We start from the raw sequence: 20,527 nt of genomic DNA on the forward strand, positions 1-20,527 counted from the left end.
TCATGCCGCGGACGGGGACATGCACCCTGCGGGAGCATGTCCCCCGGCGTGCGTGGCTCGTGACGACCTTGCGGCCGTCACGCCCCTCGGCCACTCTCGCGGCCATGATCACACGCGCCCTCGCCGCCTCCGCCGCCGTCCTGGCCCTCGCCGCCTGTTCGGAGCCGGCCTCGCCGCCCGAAAAACCGGCCGCCTCCGCCGCGCCCGAAGCCGCCGCGCCGGCCCAGCCCGCCGAGACCCCCGCCGCGCCGGTCGACGCCGGCCTGCAGGGCGGGACGGACCAGTGGAAACAGGTCGCCGACAAGCAGGACCACGACCGCCTCGCTCTGCTGCAGGACGCCTGGAAGCAGGCCTTGCGCGAGGCCAACCACGAGTTCGGCGCCCAGATCGACAGCCTGGGCATGGTCGCCGTGCCCGACGCCGCGCTCGACAAGCAGGTTCCCGCTCCCGGCAAGTATCGTTGCCGTACGATCAAGATCGGCTCGATGGACGGCGCCGGCCTGGCCTACGTCGCCTATCCCTTCTTCACCTGCACCATAGAGCTGACCCCGGGCGGCGACCTGATCCTGACCAAGACCACCGGCAGCCAGCGCACCCGCGGCCTGATCTATCCCAACGAGGGCGACCCCAAGCGGCTGGTCTACGTCGGCGCCCAGGCCTGGGGCGAAGAGAAGGAGTTCCCGAACTACGGCCAGAACCCCGAACGCAATCAGATCGGCGTCGTCGAACGCATCGGCGCCAACCGCTGGCGCCTGGTCCTGCCCTGGCCGAAGCAAGAGGCGAAACTGGAGATTCTGGAGTTCCGGCAGTAGGCGGAGGGCCTGGAGCCTGGGCGCGGGCGGTTCGCGAAACTTCGCTCCGCCACCGCCTTGTGTGACACCTGGGCCACACCTATCTCGGGTCGGCGACCGATTGCGCTCAGCGGAGGCGATCGGTCTAATTCCGCCTATCCAGGGGATATCCGACCTTGAACATCGACCTGTATTCCGACCGCGCCAAGCAGGCCATCCAGAGCGCCCAGTCGCTGGCGCTGGCCCGCCGCCATCAGCAGCTGGCGCCCGAACATCTTCTGAAGATCCTGCTCGAGGAGCGCGACGGCCTGACCCGCGCCCTGGTGCAGAGCGCCGGCGGCCGCCCGGACGCCGTCGACGAAGCCGTGGAAACGCTGCTGCAGCGCCTGCCCCGCGTCGAGGGCGGCAGCGGCCAGCTGTATCTGAAGCCCGACACCGCCCGGGTGTTCCAGACCGCCGAAGACGACGCCAAGAAGGCCGGCGACGCCTTCGTCACCACCGAACGCCTGCTGATCGCCATCGCCAAGGAAGGCGGCGACGCGGCCAAGGCGCTGAAGGACGCCGGCGCTTCCGAGAAGGCGCTGGAGGCCGCCGCCGCGGAGATCCGCAAGGGCCGCACGGCCGACAGCGCCTCGGCGGAAGAGGGCTACGACGCCCTCAAGCGCTACGCCACCGACCTGACCCAGAAAGCACGGGACGGCCGCCTCGACCCGGTGATCGGCCGCGACGAAGAGATCCGCCGCACCATCCAGGTCCTGAGCCGACGCACCAAGAACAACCCCGTCCTCATCGGCGAGCCCGGCGTCGGCAAGACCGCCATCGTCGAGGGCCTGGCGCTGCGCATCGTCAACGGCGACGTGCCCGAGAGCCTGAAGGACAAGAAGCTGCTGGCTCTCGACATGGGCAGCCTGATCGCCGGCGCGAAGTACCGCGGCGAATTCGAGGAGCGGCTGAAGGCCGTCCTGAACGAGGTCACCGCGGCCGAGGGCGGCATCATCCTGTTCATCGACGAGATGCACACCCTGGTCGGCGCCGGGAAGACCGACGGGGCCATGGACGCCAGCAACCTGCTGAAGCCCGCCCTGGCGCGCGGCGAACTGCACTGCGTCGGCGCGACCACGCTGGACGAGTACCGCAAGCACGTCGAGAAGGACGCCGCCCTGGCCCGCCGCTTCCAGCCGGTGTTCGTCGAGGAGCCTTCGGTCGAGGACACCGTCTCGATCCTGCGCGGGCTGAAGGAGAAGTACGAGGTTCACCACGGCGTGCGGATCAGCGACAGCGCCATCGTCGCCGCCGCGACCCTGTCCAACCGCTACATCACCGACCGCTTCCTGCCGGACAAGGCGATCGACCTGGTCGACGAAGCCGCCAGCCGCGTGCGCATGGCCGTGGACTCCAAGCCCGAGGAGCTGGACGAGATCGACCGCCGCCTGGTGCAGCTGAAGATCGAGCGCGAGGCTCTCAAGAAGGAGACCGACGCGGCCAGCCAGCAGCGGCTCGAGGATCTCGAGACCGAGATCGACGACCTACAATTCCGGTCGGACGAGATGACCGCCCGCTGGAAGGCCGAGAAGGACAAGGTCGGCAGCGCCGCCCAGGCCCGCGAGGCCCTGGACCGGCTGCGCGCGGATCTGGTCGCGGCCCAGCGCCGCGGCGACCTGCAGCGCGCCTCGGAAATCGCCTACGGCGAGATCCCGGCCCTCGAGAAGCGCCTGGCCGAGGAAGAATCTAAGGCCGCCGGCGGCCAGGGCGGCGAGGCCCCGCTGACCCCCGAGGTGGTCGACGCCGAGCAGATCGCCGCCGTGGTCAGCCGCTGGACCGGCGTGCCCGTCGAGAAGATGCTCGAGGGCGAGCGCGAGAAGCTGCTGAAGATGGAGGACAGCCTGCGGGATCGCGTGGTCGGCCAGGAGGAGGCGCTGACCGCCGTTTCCGACGCCGTCCGCCGCGCCCGCGCCGGCCTGAAGGACCCCAATCGGCCGATCGGCTCGTTCCTGTTCCTGGGCCCGACGGGCGTAGGCAAGACCGAGCTGACCAAGGCCCTGGCCGAGTTCCTGTTCGACGACGAGAGCGCCATCACCCGGATGGACATGTCGGAGTACATGGAGAAGCACAGCGTCAGCCGCCTGATCGGGGCCCCTCCGGGCTACGTCGGCTATGACGAGGGCGGCTCCCTGACCGAGAGCGTGCGCCGCCGGCCCTACCAGGTGATCCTGTTCGACGAGGTCGAGAAGGCCCACCCGGACGTGTTCAACGTGCTGCTCCAGGTTCTGGACGACGGCCGCCTGACCGACGGCCAGGGCCGCACGGTCGACTTCCGCAACACGCTGATCATCATGACCAGCAACATGGGCGCGGAGTATCTGGCGAGCCTGGAGGACGGCGAGGACGTCGAAGCCGTCCGCTCGCAGGTCATGGATGTTGTGCGCCGCAGCTTCCGGCCCGAGTTCCTGAACCGGATCGACGAGATCATCCTGTTCAAGCGCCTCGGCCGATCGGAGATGGACAACATCGTCCGCATCCAGCTGCAGCGGGTCGAGAAGCTGCTGGCCGACCGCCGCATGGCGATCGCGCTGGACCCGGCCGCCATGCACTGGCTGGCCGAGAAGGGCTACGATCCGGTCTACGGCGCCCGCCCGCTGAAGCGGGTGATCCAGAAGGAGCTGATCGACCCGATCGCGCGCAAGCTGCTGGCCGGCGAGTTCGCCGACGGCAGCGTGATCGAGGTCAGCGCCGGCGACGACTCCGGCCTGCAGATCGGCAAGGCCAAGGTCCACTAGGGGGGCTTCCTCCCCCGCTACACGCAGGGCGATCGGCCGAGCGGCCGGTCGCCCTTCTGCGTTTCAGACCCGCCGCCCAGCGATGGCGCCTCCTTCGAGACGCTCGCGTGAGGCTCGCTCCTCAGGGTGACGAACTCAGAGCGCGCCACTCACCTTCGTCATGGTGAGGAGCGGACCCTCAGGTCCGCGTCTCGAACCACGCGCTTGGGGGTTGGCTTGTCAGAGCCCCTTCCCCATCCGGGCCAGCGGTACAGGGACGCCGCCGCGGTCGTCTTCGAACCGTTCGATGACGCTGTAGCCGCAGGCCTCGTACAGCGGCTGGCCGGACAGGGTGCCGGCCAGTTCCAGCCGCTTGAAGCCCTCGGCCCGGGCGGCCGCCTCGCACAGGGCCAGGATCAGCTTGCCGACCCCGCGCCGGGCGAAGGCCGGGCTGGTGTACATCGCCCGCACGCGAGCCGGCTCGGTGGCGGAGTCCAGCAGGGCGGCGTTGCGGCCGGCGCTGTGGTCGCCGCCGTAGAGCGTGTTGCGTCGGCTCCAGCCGCCGCAGCCGGCGATCGCGCCGGTCTCGACGTCCTCGACCACGAAATAGGTGCCGTCCTCGACCAGCTGGCTGTCCAGACCCATCAGCGCCCGGCTGGCCGCGATCTGGGCCGCGTCGAGGAAACCCTTTTGAAGTTCCGCGATGGCGGCGTCCATCACGGCGGACAGCGCCGGCAGGTCGTCGGCGACGGCGATGCGATGCTTGAGACTCATGGACGGACGCGCACTCTGTCTGGAGGTCAGGGCTTCTTGCAGTAGGCCGGGGCGTCCTTGCCGAGCAGGTCGCAGCCGCGGTCGATCTCGGACTGGATCAGGTCACAGCTGTTCTCCGCGTTGCAGGGCGGATGTGTGGCCGGCGAGACCTGGATGCAATGCTCGACCAGGACCTTGGCCTGATCCTCGCCGATCGCTTCGCGGCAGGTCTTCGGCGCGGCCGCGGCCTGGCCTCGGGCGGCGGCGTCGTCCGCCGGCTGGGCCGCGACGGGCGCCGATGTCGCGGGCGGCTGAGGCGCGGCGACGGGCGCGGTCTCGGCGCCATGCGGCGACTTGGCGGCGGGATCGGAACAGCCGGCGAGCGCAAGCGCCAGGGTCGCGAGTGCAAGACAACGCATCATCGACGTCTCCTCCAAGGCTTCGCCAGCCTAGATCAACGGAGACGTCTCAGGAAGTCGGGACCAGTCTCCGCAAGCAGATCGACGGTCATCGAAAGGAGCGCATGTGTTCTTCGATTCATCGAAAAAGGGGTGATTTCCGACGAAAACCCGCGCAGCTCACGCCTTTGTGCATCCCAAGGTCCCGTTTTCGGCGCAGGCGTGCTAGAAGGTACGTCTCCGCGCACAGATGCGCGGCCCGCCGTCGGCCGCCCTCCGACCCGCTTCCGGCCGGCGACAGATTGGAGACCCGATGATCGAAGAAGGCTTCGTGCGCCTGTATGCGCACGACTTTACCGCCCTGGCCGCCCGCGCCGAGACCGGCATGGACGTCGAGGCGCAAGTGCTCAAGCGCGTCGACGAAGCCAAGTCGCACGCGGCCCTGATGGACGCCCGCAAGGGCACGGGACACCTGCCGGCCGTGGTCGAGCGGCTGACTCATGAAGCGGAGCGGCAGGACGCCCGCGCGATCCGCGCCGTCGACGACGTCGCCGGCGCCCTGGCCAGGCGGAAGGCCTTCCTGATGCGCGTGGTGAAGCTGCTCGGCGCGCAGGCGGCCGCCAAGCCGTCGATGGCCTAGGACCAACCGCGGGCGGCCCCGCCGCCCGCAGCCGCCATCCGCTAGAACCCGGCCTTCAAGCCCACGACCGCCGCGCCGGACTCGACGTCGGAGTCGACATAGTGCAGCGACAGGGCGACCGGGCCGAAGGCCTTGGTCACGCCCAGCGCCCAGTCGGTCTTGCCGTCGGCGAAGGCCCCGTCCTCATGGCCGATCCAGCCGTCGAGGCTGACCGGCCAGGACTCCGGCGCGTACTCGGCCGAAACGCTGAAATAGGTGTTGTCCTGGTTGCCCAGGTTGTCCTGCTCCGGCGCATAGGCGAGGCCGACCGTGCCGGTGAAGGCGTCCCAGGTCCTGGACGCCGACAGCGGAATCTCCCAGTAGTTCAGATCCTCGCCGCCCGGGTAGGCGTAGTAGATCACGCCCACGTCGAAGTCGAAGCCGCCCGCCGAGGCGGCGAGGCCGGCCGACAGGTCGATCTCCACGTCCGCGCCGCCGGTGTCCTCGATGTTCGAGCCCCAGACGCCGGCGTAGAAGCCCTGCGGCAGTTCCAGCTTCAGGCTGCCCTGCAGCGCGGGGTCCTCGCCCGACAGCGACAGGCCGCGGTAGCGGTAGTCCGACACGACGCCGATGTCGCCGCTGAGCTTCACGCCGTCGGCTTCGCGCGCCGTCGCGGCGCCGCCGAACCCGAACGCCGCTACGGCGGCGATGAGCGCGAGTTTGATGTTCATGGATAGTCTCCCCTTCTCACCCGCGCTGATACCCGCACGGGGTTAACAGGGGGCGCCCGCCGCTCACGGCGCCGCCAGCCGCCCGAGCCGCCTCGCTAGTTCTTCTGTCGCGTCACGACGGAACCACTCGCCGTGGGCGATGACCGCTTGCGCCGGCCGCCAGCCCAGCAACTGCGCCGCGGCGGCGCGGGCGCGCCCCTCGTCACGCACGCTCATCCGGTACAGCCGAGAGACCCCGCCGCGCGGCCAGGCGATGCCGTCCAGGCGCGCGATGACCGACGCCAGCGGCGATTGCAGCTCGAGCCGGATGTTGATGATCAGGTCGGTCAGGATCGCGGTCGAAGACCGGGCGTGGAAGAACAGCACCTCGTCGGGTTTGGCCGGAAACACCGTCTGGGCGATCTCCCCCGCCCAGGCCGCGTCGGCGACCGTTCCCAGATCGGAGGCGAAGGCGAGGTCCGGCCGCTTGGGCCTCAGCCCTGGCGCCGCGTGAGCCCGGGCCGCCGGATACCGCGCCATCCAGGCGCCCAGATGCAGGTGATGCTGCGCGTTGGGCGCGATCAGTTCGCGCACCTCGCCCAGAGCCTCGATCTCCCGCGCCAGGGCGTCGTCCAGGGCGATCGGCGAATGCACCCACAATCCGCCGCCGGCCAGCCGGACTACGGTCGAGCGGGTGGTCAGCGTCAGGCCGAAGTAGCGTACGGACGGTCCCTCGGCGAGCCAGATGTCGTCGCCGATCGGCTCCAGCCTGTCCGTCATTCCACGCCCCCAACGTCCTTGCCCGGACGGACGCTAGCACCGCATCCGGAACAGCGGACGAGGAAACCGTCACGCCGGTCCGTATTCCCTGGCGTCACCGCCCCTAGAACCGCTTCCATCGCCCGACCCCGGCGCGCTAGAACATCGACGCGATGAGCAAGCCCGAGAGTCCCGTCGAACCCTTCAAGCGCGCCCTGGCGCACGCCGCTCGCTCCCTGGCGGAGACGCCGGACCTGGAGGTGGTGTTCTCCGGCGACGGACCGTCGCTGTCGGGCAACCGCGCCGTGCTTCCCCACCCGCCCCGCGACCTGAACAGCAAGGAAGCGGCCCGCATCCGCGGCATGGCCGACCAGATGGCGCTGCGTCTGGCGCATCACGACCCCATGGCCTACGCCAAGGGCCGTCCGGGTTCGCCGCAGGGCCAGGCGATCTTCGAGGCCGTCGAGCAGGCCCGGATCGAGGCCATCGGCGCCAACGCCCTGGGCGGGGTGCGCGGCAACCTGAACGCCGTGCTGGAGCACGCCGTCGAGCGCAAGGGCCTGGCCCGGATCACCGACCGCGCCGCCGTGCCGATGGCCGACGTGATCTCGCTGATGGTGCGCGAGCGCCTGACCGGCGAGCGTCCCCCCGACGGGGCCAGGGGCGTCGTCGACCTGTTCCGCGACGAGATCGAAGCCAAGGCCGGCGCCGATCTCGACCGGCTGGCGGCCGACCTGACCAACCAGGCCGCCTTCGCCAAGACCGTCCGCACCATCCTGCGCGACCTCGACCTGGGCGACGCCGAGATCGACGCCCAGGAGGACAGCGAGGACGAGGGCGACGAGACCGAGCAACAGCAGCAGACCGACGAAAGCGACGACGGCGAGGGCGACGGCGAGACCCCCGAAGGCGCCTCGATGGAGGACACCGACGCCACTGACCAGGACGGCCAGGAAGGCGAGGAACAGCTGGTCGAGGCCGAGGAGGACGACCAGGCCGAGATGTCCGACGAGGCTCCGGAAATGGGCGACGGCGCCAAGCCGGCCCGGCCGGAGATCAAGGACAGCGGCAAGCCCGAGCCGGCCTACAAGGTCTTCACCACCGCCCATGACGAGATCGTCGGCGCCGAGGACCTGTGCGACGCCGAGGAGCTGGCCCGGCTGCGCGCCTATCTGGACCAGCAGTTGTCGGCCCTCTCCAGCGTCGTCTCGCGCCTGGCCAACAAGCTGCAGCGGCGGCTGCTGGCGCAGCAGAACCGCTCCTGGACGTTCGACCTCGAGGAAGGGATGCTCGACGTCGCCCGCCTGCCGCGGGTGATCATCGATCCGACCGCTCCGCTCAGCTTCAAGCAGGAGGAGGACACCGAGTTCCGCGACACGGTGGTCACCCTGCTGCTGGACAATTCGGGCTCGATGCGCGGCCGGCCGATCATGGTCGCCGCCGTCTGCGCCGACATCCTGGCCCGCACGCTGGAACGCTGCGGGGTCAAGACCGAGATCCTTGGCTTCACCACCCGCGCCTGGAAGGGCGGCATCAGCCGCGACGACTGGATCAAGGCCGGCAAGCCGCCGGCGCCGGGCCGCCTGAACGACCTGCGCCACATCATCTACAAGGCGGCCGACGCGCCCTGGCGGCGCGCGCGCAAGAACCTCGGGCTGATGATGCGCGAGGGCCTGCTGAAGGAGAACATCGACGGCGAGGCGCTGATGTGGGCGCACCAGCGGATCATCGCCCGGCCCGAGCAACGCCGGATCCTGATGGTGATCAGCGACGGCGCGCCGGTCGACGACTCCACGCTGTCGGTCAACAGCGGCCACTACCTGGAACGCCACCTGCGCAGCGTGATCGCCGAGATCGAGGGCAAGAGCCCGGTCGAGCTGCTGGCCATCGGCATCGGCCACGACGTGACCCGCTACTACAAGAAGGCGGTGACCATCGTCGACGTCGAGCAGCTGGGCGGGGTGCTGGTCGAGCAGCTGGCCGCCCTGTTCGAGGAAGAGCCGCGCCGCGTGGCGACGACCCGGGGCCTGCTCGCCCCGCCGCCCGTGACCCAGCCGCCGGCGATGAAGTCGACCACCTTGCGCGACGTCCGGAGCGCCCTGGCGTGACCCTCCCCTCTCTCCGATCGTCCTCGCGAAGGCGGGGACCCAGGCTGAATCGGAGAAGATTGCCGGCGTGGGTTTGGGTTCCCGCCCTTGCGGGAGCCATCGGCGTTCTTTCCGCCTGCGCCGCCGCCCACCTCAAGCCGATCCCGCCGCGGGGGCCGATCCCGGTCAGCGCCGGAGTGTCGGTGCAGGCGAGCCCGGTCCCGCTGGACCCGTCCAACCCGGCGCGGCTGGAGGTCGACGGCTTCCGCTACGCCGGCGGCGTGGCCCTGACCAGCGCCGACACCAGCCGCCTGCACGGCCTGTCGGACCTGATCGTCTACGGCGATGGAAGCCTGGTCGCGCCCAGCGACGATGGCGACATCTTCCGGGGCAAGCTGGTCCTGGACGCCGACGGCCGGCTTGTCGGCGTGTCCGACGCCACGCTCGAGCCGCTGCGCAACCCCAAGGGCGAGCCGCTCCAGGGCAAGGGCGAAGGCGACGCCGAGGGCGCCGCCCAACTGCATGACGGCCCGCTGCTGATCAGCTTCGAGCGCCACCACCGCATCTGGCGCTACGCCCAGGACCAAGCCGATCCCAAGCCGGCGACCATGCCCGACGTGAAGCTCGAGCCCAACGAGGGCATGGAGGGCCTGGCCGCCTTCGGTGCCCGGGACCGCACCGCCTACTGGGTCGGGACCGAGCCGGGCGGACTGTACCTGTGCCGACTGGATGTCTCCTGCGCGGAAGTCTCCGGCCTGCCCAAGCCGCCGCTGGGCTATCGCCTGTCCGGCCTGGCGCCGGGTCCGAACGGCGAACTGGTGATCCTGCATCACAGCTACATTCCGGCCATCGGCTCGCGGATCATCGTCACCATCGTGCGTGACCCGAACGGGACCAAGACCGTGGCGGGCCGCCTAGCCATGGGGCCCAACAGCACGGTCGACAACTTCGAGGGCGTCTCGGTAGCGGCCCGGCCGAACGGCGACTGGCGCCTGTACCTGCTGTCGGACGACAACTTCAATCCCAAGCAGCGCACCCTGCTGCTGGCCTTCGACTGGACGCCGCCGAAATGATCCCCGCCTCGGTCAGCGACTATCGTGAACTGGCCCGTCGGCGACTGCCCCGCCTGCTCTTCGACTACATCGACGGCGGCTCCTACGCCGAGGCGACGCTGCGCCGGAACGTCGAGGACTTCGAGGATCTGGCCCTGCGCCAGCGAGTGCTGCGCGATGTGTCGGAAATCGCGCTGGAGACCGAGCTGTTCGGCCAGCCGCTGAGCATGCCCGTGATGCTGGCTCCGGTCGGGATGGCCGGGATGTACGCCCGCCGCGGCGAGGTCCAGGCGGCCCGGGCGGCCAAGGCCGCGGGCGTGCCCTTCTGCCTGTCCACGGTCAGCGTCTGCGACCTGGGCGAGGTGACGACCGCCGTCGGGACGCCGCCCTGGTTCCAGCTCTACATGATCCGCGACCGCGGCTACATGGGCGAGCTGCTGGCCCGGGCCAAGGGGCTGGGCAGCCCGGTGCTGGTGTTCACGGTCGACCTGCCCGTGCCCGGCGCCCGCTATCGCGACATGCGCACCGGCCTGTTCGGCGGCAAGCCGTCCCTGTCCGCCGCCATGCGCCGCGCCTGGGACGGAATCAGCCATCCCGACTGGCTGCTGGACGTCCAGATCGGCGGCAAGCCGCACACCTTCGGCAACCTGGCCGCCGCCATCCCCGAGGCCAAGGGCATGGCCGAATTCTGGCCCTGGGTGGCCAGGAACTTCGATCCGCGCCTGACCTGGAAGGATCTGGACTGGATCCGGGCCCGCTGGGACGGCCCGATCGTGATCAAGGGCGTTCTCGATTCCGACGACGCCCGCGAGGCGGTGCGGGTCGGGGCCCAGGGCATCGTGGTCTCCAACCACGGCGGACGGCAGCTGGACGGCGTGCTGTCGGGCGTCCGCGCCCTGCCGCCGATCGTCGACGCCGTCGGCGACGACCTGACCGTGCTGATGGACGGCGGCGTCCGCTCGGGCCTGGACGTGGTCAAGGCGCTGGCGCTGGGGGCCAAGGCCTGCCTGGTCGGCCGTCCCTGGGCCTGGGCCCTGGGCGCCCGCGGCGAGGCTGGCGTCGCCCATGTGCTGCAGATCCTGCGGCAGGAGATGCAGATGGCCATGGCCCTGACCGGCTGCACCGACGTTCGGCAAGCCGGGCGCGATCTGCTGGTCGGCTGATCACCGACCCGCGACGTCATTGTTGCGTCGCAACATAATCATTGATCACTCAATGAATCAGAGGTAGCGCTTTCGTCCGAGGGCGAGACGGGACCCTACAAACTACCCCGCAGCCATCAGAGGAAGCGCGCCGGAACGGTTGATGTCTCAACCCTTCTGGGAGTGCTTGATATGACCAAGCTCAACACCAAGGCCCTCGTGGCCGTTCTCGCCGCCCTGGCCGCCGGCGCCGCGGGCGTGGCCGGCGCCGCCGAAGTCCGCGTTTCCCTGGCCGGCAAGTCGACCGAACAGGTCCACGCCGACATCGTGAAGGCCGCCAGCGCCGTGTGCTGGAAGGATGTCCGCGGCGAGCCGCTGGCCGCCTACGTCTATCCGGAATGCATCCGCCGCAGCGTGAACCACGCCGTGGCCCAGCTCGGCGACGCCAAGCTGGTCGCCTACAACCAGGCCAACCCGGCCGGCCGTTCGGTCGCGCCGTAAGGTCGGCCCCGGCGCCGGAACGAAAGAAAGCCCGCCAGTCGCCTGGCGGGCTTTCTCAATTGCAGTCCGCGAAAGACGCTTAGGCGGCGGCCTGTTCGGCCAGCTTCGCCTTCACCTGGCGCTTGATCTTCAGCGCGCGCGGCGACAGGTCTTCGTCCTTGGCCTTCACGATGAAGGCGTCCAGGCCGCCCTTGAAGTCCAGGGTGCGCAGCGCGGCGTTGGTGATCCGCAGCTTGAAGCTCTGGCCCAGGGCTTCCGACTGGAGCGTGGCGGGCGACAGAGCCGGCAGGAAGCGGCGCTTGGACTTGATGTTCGAGTGGCTCACGTTGTGACCGACCATCGGACCAACACCGGTGAGTTCGCAGCGGCGCGACATGGAAGCGACCTTCGCATAAAGAAATTCGGGCACGCGAAAGCCGGGCCTTCGCGAGAGAGGGGGCGGTATAGGCAGAGAGTCTCCGGGCGTCAAGTTTGGAGAGTCTTTTCAACGGCCCAGCGCTCGGCGAAATCGTGCAGCGGCAGGAAGCGTTCCAGCAGTTCGCGGCCCAGAGGCGTCAGCGAATAGCCGTCCGTTCGGGACAGCGAGACCAGCCCGGCCCCGCGCAGTTCGGCGAGTCGCGCTTGCAGCACCGTGGGGGAGACGTCGTCGCAGGCCGCTCGCAAGGCGCGGGACGTCATTGCGCCGCCGCGCAGCTCCCAGATCACCCGCAGGCTCCAGCGACGGCCAAGCAAATCCAGCAGCGCCATGATCGGACGACCGCTTTGGGACCCGCGCACGGGCGTTCCGGGTTCCGGACGGGGCAAGCTTGACTCCGCTATCAAAATCGTAGCGATATTTCGCTATCGTTTTCATAGCGAAAGACCCCGCCCATGCCAAGGATCGCCCCGCTCTCCCCGCCCTACGCCGAGGACGTGCAGGCCAGCTTCGACGCCATCATGCCGCCGGGCGCAGATCCGCTGATCCTGTTTCGGGCGATCGCGGCCAGTCCACGCCATTGGCGCCGCTTCCGCGCCGCCTCCCTGTTGGAGCGAGGACCGCTGAGCCTGCGCGACCGCGAACTGGTCATCGACCGAACCTGCGCCCGCGCGCGCTGCGAGTATGAATGGGGCGTCCATGTCGCGATCTTCGCCGACGCCGCCGGCCTTTCAGCGGCGGAGGTGGAAGCCACCGTGCTGGAGGACGCGGACTGGTCGGGCTGGTCGCCCGCCGAGCAGGCGCTGCTGGCCGTGGTCGACGCCCTGCACGACCGCGCGACCCTGACCGACGGCGAGTGGTCGAGGCTGCGCGCTCACTACGACGAGGCCCAAGCCATGGAGGTGCTGTTCCTGTGCGGCTTCTACCGGACCGTCGCCTATGTCGCCAACGGACTGGCCCTCCCGCCGGAGCCCGGCGCCGCCCGGTTCCCAAGCTGAGGCCAAGGTTTCTGATTGTGGTTAATCGGGTTTAAGCTACAATATTTTGTGGTGAACAAACATCGAATTGGGCCGTGTCACCGATTCGGTCATGATTCGTTTCGCGCCTGTTCGCCGGTTTCGCGCGCGGCGTTAACGCGGCGCCGCCCCCGCCTTCGCCCCCTCTCCAAACAGACGATCCCGCGAGGCTGGGACGACGGTCGGCATGCCGGCTTATCCTCCGGCCGGCCCGCGTAAGCCGCCTTCGTCTTTTTCATTCTGGAAAAGTCCGGGCCCATGTCGAAATCCGGAATTGGGCGACGTTCTTGGAGCGATCGAAACCAACTCCGAGGGCTCAACCGAATGGAACTCCCGATTACCTCACTCTACGCGATCCCCCTGGCGGCGATCTTCCTGGTCCTGTGGGTCAGCGTGACCAAGACCCGCTCGAAGCTGAACGTCTCGATCGGCGACGCCGGCGACCCCGACCTGCACGAACGCATCCGCCGACACGGCAATTTCGTCGAATGGGTTCCGATGATCCTGATCCTGATGGCGCTGGCCGAGGGCCAGGGCGCCGGCCCCCTGTGGCTCCACGCCGCCGGGGCGCTGACGGTCGTCGGGCGCGTCCTGCACCCCATCGGCCTGCGCGCCGACGCCCCGACCCATCCACTCCGGATCGCCGGCAACTCGGCCTGCATCCTGGCCACCCTGACCCTGATCACAGCCCTCGCCCTCGCGGCGTTCGGCCAAGCCTGACATCCTCGCCCACCTCGAGACAGAGAAGGACCCGACATGCAGTACATGGCGCTGATCTATAACGACCCGTCGCTCGAACCCGCCTACGGCACGCCCGAATTCCAGGCGATGATGCAGGGCTACGCCGCGTTCAACGAGACCCTGAAGGCGGCTGGAGCCTATGTCTCCGGGGAAGGCCTGCGGGACGTCGACACGGCCACCAGCCTGCGCGTCCGCGACGGCAAGGTGGAGACGATGGACGGCCCCTTCGCCGAGACCAAGGAGCGGCTCGGCGGCTACTACATCTTCGACGTGCCCGACCTCGACGCCGCCCTGCGGTTCGCGGCGATGATCCCTTCGGCGGCCTATGGGACGATCGAGGTGCGGCCGGTGATGGACTACAACATCTGATGACCCTGGCCGCCCCCGACCCCCAGTCCGTGTCCCGCGCCATCGCGGCGCTGGTGCGGACGGATCGGGGGCGGCTGCTTTCGGCCCTGATCACCCGGCTGAAGGACTTTCAGCTGGCCGAGGAGGCTCTGCAGGACGCGCTGGCCTCGGCGGTGGTCCATTGGGGTCGCGCGGGACTGCCGGCGTCGCCGCGGGGCTGGCTGCTGAAGGTCGCGCTGCGCAAGGCCATTGATCGGTTGCGGACATCGGCCCGCGAGGGACGCAAGGCGACCGAGATCGCCCGGCTGTCGGTCGCCGAGGCCGCCGAGACCACAACCGACGACATTCCCGACGAACGCCTGCGCCTGATCTTCACCTGCTGCCACCCCGCGCTGGAGCCCAAGACCCGCGTCGCGCTAACCCTGCGCACCCTGGGCGGCTTGAGCACAACGGAGGTCGCCGACGCCTTCCTCGACAACGAAACCACCATGGGCCAGCGCCTGTCGCGGGCCCGGACCAAGATCCTCGGCGCCGGCATCCCCTACGCCGTTCCGGGGCCGGAGGACTGGGACGAGCGGCTGCAGTCGGTCCTCAAGGTGGTCTATCTCATCTTCAACCAGGGCTACTCCGACGGCGACGGCGGCCGGGCCCGACAGCTGAGCGAGGAAGCCATCTATCTGGCCCGCATGCTCAACGAGCTGCGCCCGGGCCAGGCTGAAGTCGAAGGGCTGCTGGGGCTGATGCTGATCACCGAGGCGCGGCGCGCGGCGCGGCTGGCCTCCGACGGAACCAGCGTCTCCATCCCGTTCCAGGATAGGACGCTCTGGGACCAAGGCCGGATCGCCGAGGGCGTGGCGCTGCTCGACGAGGCGATGGCGCGGCGCGCGGCGGGACCGTTCCAGATCAAGGCCGCCATCGCCGCCCTGCACGCCCAGGCCGAACCGCCCGACTGGCCGCAGATCGTCCTGCTCTACGACAGCCTTCTGAGAATGGAGCCGACGCCGGTGGTTCAGCTGAACCGCGCGGTCGCCCTCGCGGAAGCCGGCGCCGTCGAGGCCGGCCTCCGGGTGCTGGAGTCGCTGGCCCCGGCGCTGGCCGCCTACCAGCCGTTCCACGCCGCCCACGCCGAGGTGCTGGCCCGCTCGGGCCGGGCCGAAGCGGCGCTCGCCGCCTATGACCGGGCGATCAGCCTGGCCTCCAACCCGTCGGACGCGGCCTTCCTCCGCCGCCGCCGCGACCAGCTCGCCGAACCGTCTTCCTGACCGCTGGCCCCGGCATGGCCTCTGCCCTAGGGTCTCGGCATCCGAACGGGGGACCCGCCGTGCTGAACCGAATCCTGGCCGTGAGCGCCGCGCTGCTGAGTCTGGCCCTCGCCGCGCCCGCCGCGCGGGCGTCCGACGCCGGTTTTCTGCTGCTCGGCGGACCGATCCACATCGATGCGGGCGGCGCGCCCGTCCAGGCGTTGGTCGTACGGGACGGCAAGGTCGCCTTCGCAGGCTCGCTGGCCAACGCCCGCCTGCGCGCCCAGGGCCTGCCGGAGCTGGACCTGAAGGGCGCGGCCGCCTTCCCGGGCTTCATGGATTCACACGTGCACCTGACCGGCGTCGGGCTGCGCGAGATGACCTTGAACCTGGACCAGGTGAAATCGGTCACCGAGCTGGTCTCCGTCGTGAAGGCCTGGGAGGCCGCCCATCCGGGCGCCGAGCCCCTGGTCGGCCGCGGCTGGATCGAGACCCACTGGCCGGAGAAGCGCTTCCCCGGCCGCGCCGACCTGGACGCCGTCTCCGCGACCCGCCCGATCGTGCTGGAGCGCGCCGACGGCCACGCCATGGTCCTGAACGGCGCGGCCCTGCGGCTGGCCGGGATCGACAGGACGACCAGGGACCCCGCCGGCGGCCGCATCGAGCGGGACGCCTCGGGCGAGGCGACCGGCATGCTGATCGACGGGGCCATGGGGCTGATCGAGCCGAAGCTGCCGCCCCTTTCCTACGCCCGCCGCAAGGAGGCCCTGGCCAGGGGGACCGCCCTGTACGCCGCCCGCGGCTGGACCGCCGGCGCCAACATGAGCACGAGCGCGGAGGACGTGAAGGCGCTGTTCGAGCTGGCCGCCGCGGGCAGGCTGCCGATCCGCGTCGACGCCTTCATGACCCCCGAGGACTCGGCCGAGGTGCTGAAGCGCGGCCCCTATGCCGACCCGACCGGCCTGGTGCGCGTGCGCGGAGTGAAGCTCTACATGGACGGCGCCCTCGGCTCGCGCGGCGCGGCCCTGAAGGCGCCCTACGCCGACCGCCCCGACAGTTCCGGCCTGACCATCGCCGAGCATGACCCGACCGAAGCCATCCTCAAGCAGGCGCTGGAGACCCACTGCCAGATCGCCTTCCATGCCATCGGCGACCGCGGCAACCGGATGGTGCTGGACTGGATGATCGAGGCCTTCAAGACCAACGGCCCCGGCGCCGCGCAGACGGTCTGGCGGATCGAGCACGCGCAGATCGTCGACCCGGCCGACATCGCCCTGTTCGCCAAGTCCGGCGTCGTGGCGTCGATGCAGCCCTCGCACGCCATCGGCGACCTCTACTTCGCCCCTGCCCGGCTCGGCGAGGCGCGACTGAAAGGCGCCTATGCCTGGAAGAGCCTGCACAACGCCGGCGTCATCGTGGCCGGCGGCACCGACGCCCCGGTCGAGGTCGGCGACCCGCGCATCGAGTACTACGCCGCCGTCGCCCGCAAGGATCTGCAGGGCAAGGCCGGCGCCGACTGGCATCCCGAGGAGGCCCTGGCCCGCGACGAAGCCCTGGGCCTGTTCACCGCCGCCGGCGCCTATGCGGTGCAGGACAAGGGGCGCGGTTCGCTGAAGCCGGGCGCCGCCGCCGACATCACCGTCTTCTCCTCGGATGTGACGACCGTCCCCGAGGCGGAGATCCTGAAGGTCAGGCCGCTGCTCACCCTCGTCGGCGGAAAGATCGTCCACGACGGCCGCTGAGCGCCCCTGCCCTTGCTCCTGTCACACGACTCTCCCACCTTTGATTCATGAGTGATCGTCCGACAGGCCCCGCGCCCCACCGGCTCGTGGCGGTGCTCGGCCCCACCAACACCGGCAAGACCCACCTCGCCGTCGAGCGGATGCTGGGCCACCACAGCGGCATGATCGGCCTGCCGCTGCGGCTGCTGGCGCGCGAGATCTACGACCGGGTCGTGAAGATCAAAGGCCCGCGCGACGTGGCCCTGATCACCGGCGAGGAGAAGATCGTCCCGCCGCGGGCCAGCTACTTCGTCTGCACCGTCGAGGCGATGCCGCTGGGCCGCGAGGTCGACTTCCTGGCCGTGGACGAGATCCAGCTCTGCGCCGATCCCGAGCGCGGCCACGTCTTCACCCACCGCCTGCTGCACGCCCGCGGCCGGTTCGAGACCATGCTGCTGGGCGCCGGGACCATGGCGCCGCTGGTCCGCCGGCTGCTGCCGCATGCCGAGATCGTCGGCCGCGAGCGGTTCTCATCCCTGCGCTACACCGGCAGCAAGAAGCTGACCCGCCTGCCCAGGCGCAGCGCCATCGTCGCCTTCAGCGCCGACAACGTCTACGCCATCGCCGAGCTGATCCGGCGTCAGCGCGGCGGGGCGGCGGTGGTGATGGGCTCGCTGAGCCCCCGCACCCGCAACGCCCAGGTCGCCCTGTACCAGTCCGGCGAGGTCGACTTCCTGGTCGCCACCGACGCCATCGGCATGGGTCTGAACATGGACGTCGACCATGTCGCATTCGCCGGCCTGCGCAAGTTCGACGGCCGCCGGACCCGGTGGCTGCACCCGCAGGAGATCGGCCAGATCGCCGGCCGCGCGGGCCGCCACGTCCGCGACGGGACCTTCGGCGTCACCGGCGAGGCGCAGGAGATGGACGAGGACCTGGTCGCCGCTGTCGAGAACCACGAGTTCCAGCCGGTCGCCGCCGCCGAATGGCGCAACCACCGGCTCGACTTCGACAACCTGCCCAGTCTGGTCCGCTCGCTGGACGCCCTGCCCCAGCGCGAGGGCCTGGTCCTGGCCGCCGAGGCGGTGGACGAGACCGTGCTCAAGCGTCTGGCCGAGGACGAGGACGTCGTCCGCCGGGTGCGGGGACGGCCCACGCTCGAGCGGCTGTGGGAGGTCTGCCAGACCCCCGACTTCCGGAAGCAGACCAGCGACGAGCACCTTCGGCTGATCCGGACCCTGTTCGACTTCCTGACCACCGGCCGCCATCGCGTTCCCGACGACTGGATGGCCGGCCAGCTGCGGACACTGGACAACTGTGATGGCGAGATCGACGCCCTGGCCACGCGGCTGGCCGGGGTGCGGACCCTGACCTACATCGCCAACCGGCCCAACTGGCTGCACGACCCCGCCCATTGGCAGGGCGTGACCCGGGCGCTCGAGGATCGGCTGTCGGACGCCCTGCACGAACGGCTGATGGCCCGCTTCATCGATCGCCGCACCAGCGTGCTGATGCGCCAGCTGGGCGAGCGCGGCGAGCTGCTGGCGGGCGTCGCCGACGACGGCGAGATCACCGTCGAGGGCCAGTTCGTCGGGCGGCTGAACGGTCTGGCCTTCGAGGCCGCCAAGGCCGGCACCTCCCTGGAGGAGAAGGCCCTGCGCGGCGCCGCCCAGCGGGCCGTCGCGCCGGAGGTCGCCCGTCGCCTGGGGCGGCTGGCCGCCGACGCCGACGAAGCCTTCACCCTGACGCCGGACGGCGCCCTGCTGTGGAACGGCGGAGCGGCCGGCGCCCTGGCGCCTGACGGCAAGGTGCGGCTGATCGGCGAGCTGGGCCCGGAGCCGGCCCGCGAGCGCGCCCGCCAGCGGCTGCAGGCCTTCCTTTCGGCCGAGCGCGAGCGCCGGCTGGGCCCGCTGGTCGGGCTGGAGCGCGCCCTCTCCGACGGCCGGCTGAAAGGCCTGCCCCGCGGGCTGGTCCACCGCCTGGTCGAGGCCGGCGGCATCATCGACCGGCGCGGCGTCGAGACCGACCTCAAGGCGCTGAGCCAGGGCGAGCGACGCGTGCTGCGGAGCCTGGGCGTCCGGATCGGCGCCTTCAGCCTGTACCTGCCCGCGCTGCTGCTGCCCGAGGCCCTGACCTTCGCCCAGGCCGTGGCGCGGGATGACTGGCGCGCGCCGACCGACGCCCTCTCCCGCCTGACGCCGCCGACGCCATCGGCCAAGGCTCTGTCGGCGCGAGGCCTGCGCGCCGTCGGTCCGCACGCCGTCCCCGTGGCGCAGCTGGAGCGGCTGGACGAACTGCTGCGCGCCGGCTTCCAGCCGGGCGTGGGGATGATCCTGTCCGACCAGGCGCGCGAGGAGCTGGGCTGGAACGCCAAGGAGGCCGACGGCGTATTGCGCGCGCTCGGCTTCGTCCCGACCGGGCGGACGGCGCCGATCGGCTGGCGACGGCGCGGCGAGAAGGCCAGGCCGGAGCGGCCCGAGCCGCCGCCCGCCCATTCGCCTTTCGCCGCCCTGGCCGCGCTCAAAGCGTCCCCCGCGCCGGCCCCGCCCCGGCGACGTCGGCGCAAGCCCGCCAAGGTCGTACGCCCATGACCGACGCCTCCTGCCGCGCGGACGTCTGGCTGTGGCGCGCCCGCTTCTTCAAGACCCGCTCGATGGCGGCCCGGTTCGTCGACGAGGGCCGGATTCGCCATGCCAGGGGCGCGAGCGAGGGTCGCCTGGACAAGGCCTCCCGCGCGCTGAAGGTCGGCGACCGCCTGGTCTTCGCCCTGGGCGGACGGCTCGTCGATGTCCGCATCGAAGCGTTCGGCGAGCGCCGCGGCCCGGCCGTCGAGGCGCAGGCCCTGTATTCGCGCCTCGAGGCGCCGCCGCCGGAGACGCCGTCCGCCGGCGTTCAGAATTCCTGAGGACCCGACCAGCCTTGCCGCATTGACATCGACCGCCTCGCCTCCGAAAAGGCCCGCGCCCGCAATTCGTTTGGACAGCCGCGTCTCCTGATGACCTACATCGTCACCGACCCCTGCATTAAGTGCAAGTTCATGGACTGCGTGGAGGTCTGCCCCGTCGACTGCTTCTACGAGGGCGAGAACTTCCTCGTCATCAACCCGGACGAATGCATCGACTGCGGGGTGTGCGAGCCGGAGTGCCCGGTGGACGCGATCAAGCCCGACACCGAGGACGATCCAGACGGCAAGTGGCTGCGGGTAAACTCCGAGTACGCCGCGATCTGGCCCAACATCACGATCAAGGGCGAGCCCCCGGCGGACAAGGAACAGTACGAGCGGGAGACCGGGAAGTTCGAGAAGTACTTCAGCGAGAAGCCCGGCAAGGGCAGCTGAAATCCCCCTCCAGGCGAATCCCCAGCGGGGACCACGGGATTCGCAACCCTTTCTTTGTGCTCAATTTTGTGATACCGTCATGGACGACGTGACGGGTCCGCCGTCGCGCCTTGGTTCAAGAATAGCCGCAGCGAACGGCG

Annotated in this window: 21 protein-coding genes; 15 read left to right on the forward strand and 6 right to left on the reverse strand. The window is 70.3% G+C overall.

All coding sequences use genetic code 11. The features are described from left to right. The first annotated feature begins 104 nt into the window (after positions 1-104). Positions 105-812, forward strand: coding sequence for a DUF4893 domain-containing protein (locus CSW64_RS17240; protein ID WP_172448613.1), 708 nt, complete (start codon positions 105-107; stop codon positions 810-812). Between the two features lie 155 nt (positions 813-967). Further along, positions 968-3,568 (forward strand): ATP-dependent chaperone ClpB, encoded by a 2,601-nt coding sequence (gene clpB, locus CSW64_RS17245; protein ID WP_099623254.1) that lies wholly within the window; start codon positions 968-970, stop codon positions 3,566-3,568. 219 nt (positions 3,569-3,787) lie between these two features. Here the strand turns inward: clpB and CSW64_RS17250 are convergent, their stop codons facing one another. Both CSW64_RS17250 and CSW64_RS17255 read right to left on the reverse strand, forming a co-directional pair. After that, positions 3,788-4,321 carry a GNAT family N-acetyltransferase gene (locus tag CSW64_RS17250; protein ID WP_099623255.1) on the reverse strand — a complete coding sequence of 178 codons (534 nt, stop codon included), beginning with the start codon at positions 4,319-4,321 and terminating at the stop codon, positions 3,788-3,790. A gap of 26 nt (positions 4,322-4,347) precedes the next feature. Continuing rightward, positions 4,348-4,722: a hypothetical protein gene (locus CSW64_RS17255; RefSeq protein ID WP_099623256.1), complete on the reverse strand. Its 375-nt coding sequence runs from the start codon at positions 4,720-4,722 to the stop codon at positions 4,348-4,350. 289 nt (positions 4,723-5,011) lie between these two features. On the opposite strand from CSW64_RS17255, the gene CSW64_RS17260 reads away from it, so the two are divergent. Then, on the forward strand, positions 5,012-5,338 hold the full coding sequence (locus tag CSW64_RS17260; RefSeq protein WP_099623257.1) for a hypothetical protein: 327 nt from the start codon (positions 5,012-5,014) through the stop codon (positions 5,336-5,338). 41 nt (positions 5,339-5,379) lie between these two features. On the opposite strand, the gene CSW64_RS17265 is transcribed toward CSW64_RS17260, so the two are convergent. Together CSW64_RS17265 and CSW64_RS17270 are read right to left on the reverse strand one after the other, a co-directional pair. After that, complete coding sequence (locus tag CSW64_RS17265; RefSeq protein WP_099623258.1) at positions 5,380-6,048, reverse strand: TorF family putative porin; 669 nt, start codon at positions 6,046-6,048, stop codon at positions 5,380-5,382. Positions 6,049-6,111: 63 nt separating this feature from the next. Further along, a complete protein-coding gene (locus CSW64_RS17270; RefSeq protein WP_099623259.1) occupies positions 6,112-6,807 on the reverse strand; it encodes a DUF4336 domain-containing protein in 696 nt (231 codons plus the stop codon). Positions 6,808-6,959: 152 nt separating this feature from the next. Here CSW64_RS17270 and cobT point away from each other — a divergent pair, with 152 nt between their 5' ends. The 4 genes from cobT to CSW64_RS17290 all read left to right on the forward strand — a co-directional run bounded on the left by cobT (position 6,960) and on the right by CSW64_RS17290 (position 11,568). After that, complete coding sequence (cobT, locus tag CSW64_RS17275) at positions 6,960-8,894, forward strand: cobaltochelatase subunit CobT (RefSeq protein ID WP_099623260.1); 1,935 nt, start codon at positions 6,960-6,962, stop codon at positions 8,892-8,894. Positions 8,895-8,953: 59 nt separating this feature from the next. Further along, positions 8,954-9,946 (forward strand): esterase-like activity of phytase family protein, encoded by a 993-nt coding sequence (locus CSW64_RS17280; RefSeq protein ID WP_172448614.1) that lies wholly within the window; start codon positions 8,954-8,956, stop codon positions 9,944-9,946. After that, complete coding sequence (locus CSW64_RS17285; RefSeq protein ID WP_099623262.1) at positions 9,943-11,088, forward strand: L-lactate dehydrogenase; 1,146 nt, start codon at positions 9,943-9,945, stop codon at positions 11,086-11,088. The genes CSW64_RS17280 and CSW64_RS17285 overlap by 4 nt, the downstream gene beginning before the upstream one ends. Positions 11,089-11,259: 171 nt before the next feature. After that, positions 11,260-11,568, forward strand: coding sequence for a hypothetical protein (locus CSW64_RS17290; protein WP_099623263.1), 309 nt, complete (start codon positions 11,260-11,262; stop codon positions 11,566-11,568). Positions 11,569-11,647: 79 nt separating this feature from the next. Here CSW64_RS17290 and rpmB read toward each other — a convergent pair whose 3' ends face one another. Both rpmB and CSW64_RS17300 read right to left on the reverse strand, forming a co-directional pair. Next, positions 11,648-11,944, reverse strand: a complete 297-nt coding sequence (rpmB, locus tag CSW64_RS17295; RefSeq protein ID WP_099623264.1) for a 50S ribosomal protein L28 — start codon at positions 11,942-11,944, stop codon at positions 11,648-11,650. Positions 11,945-12,033: 89 nt separating this feature from the next. Beyond that, a complete protein-coding gene (locus CSW64_RS17300; RefSeq protein WP_099623265.1) occupies positions 12,034-12,315 on the reverse strand; it encodes a winged helix-turn-helix transcriptional regulator in 282 nt (93 codons plus the stop codon). Positions 12,316-12,438: 123 nt separating this feature from the next. On the opposite strand from CSW64_RS17300, the gene CSW64_RS17305 reads away from it, so the two are divergent. The 8 genes from CSW64_RS17305 to fdxA all read left to right on the forward strand — a co-directional run bounded on the left by CSW64_RS17305 (position 12,439) and on the right by fdxA (position 20,387). After that, entirely contained in the window at positions 12,439-12,981 is a 543-nt protein-coding gene (locus CSW64_RS17305; RefSeq protein WP_099623266.1) for a carboxymuconolactone decarboxylase family protein, read from the forward strand. A 342-nt stretch (positions 12,982-13,323) separates the two neighbouring features. Continuing rightward, positions 13,324-13,719 (forward strand): MAPEG family protein, encoded by a 396-nt coding sequence (locus tag CSW64_RS17310; protein ID WP_099623267.1) that lies wholly within the window; start codon positions 13,324-13,326, stop codon positions 13,717-13,719. Between the two features lie 36 nt (positions 13,720-13,755). Then, positions 13,756-14,109 carry a YciI family protein gene (locus tag CSW64_RS17315; protein ID WP_099623268.1) on the forward strand — a complete coding sequence of 118 codons (354 nt, stop codon included), beginning with the start codon at positions 13,756-13,758 and terminating at the stop codon, positions 14,107-14,109. After that, on the forward strand, positions 14,109-15,350 hold the full coding sequence (locus CSW64_RS17320; RefSeq protein ID WP_099623269.1) for an RNA polymerase sigma factor: 1,242 nt from the start codon (positions 14,109-14,111) through the stop codon (positions 15,348-15,350). Before CSW64_RS17315 ends, CSW64_RS17320 begins: the two co-directional genes overlap by 1 nt. Before the next feature lie 59 nt (positions 15,351-15,409). Then, positions 15,410-17,071 carry an amidohydrolase gene (locus CSW64_RS17325; RefSeq protein ID WP_342745829.1) on the forward strand — a complete coding sequence of 554 codons (1,662 nt, stop codon included), beginning with the start codon at positions 15,410-15,412 and terminating at the stop codon, positions 17,069-17,071. Between the two features lie 47 nt (positions 17,072-17,118). Beyond that, positions 17,119-19,641 carry a helicase-related protein gene (locus CSW64_RS17330; RefSeq protein ID WP_099623271.1) on the forward strand — a complete coding sequence of 841 codons (2,523 nt, stop codon included), beginning with the start codon at positions 17,119-17,121 and terminating at the stop codon, positions 19,639-19,641. After that, positions 19,638-19,955 (forward strand): RNA-binding S4 domain-containing protein, encoded by a 318-nt coding sequence (locus tag CSW64_RS17335; RefSeq protein WP_099623272.1) that lies wholly within the window; start codon positions 19,638-19,640, stop codon positions 19,953-19,955. Before CSW64_RS17330 ends, CSW64_RS17335 begins: the two co-directional genes overlap by 4 nt. Positions 19,956-20,045: 90 nt before the next feature. Next, positions 20,046-20,387 carry a ferredoxin FdxA gene (gene fdxA / locus CSW64_RS17340; RefSeq protein WP_099623273.1) on the forward strand — a complete coding sequence of 114 codons (342 nt, stop codon included), beginning with the start codon at positions 20,046-20,048 and terminating at the stop codon, positions 20,385-20,387. The last annotated feature ends 140 nt before the right edge of the window (positions 20,388-20,527 follow it).

Source organism: Caulobacter mirabilis, from assembly GCF_002749615.1.
Lineage (GTDB): Bacteria > Pseudomonadota > Alphaproteobacteria > Caulobacterales > Caulobacteraceae > Caulobacter > Caulobacter mirabilis.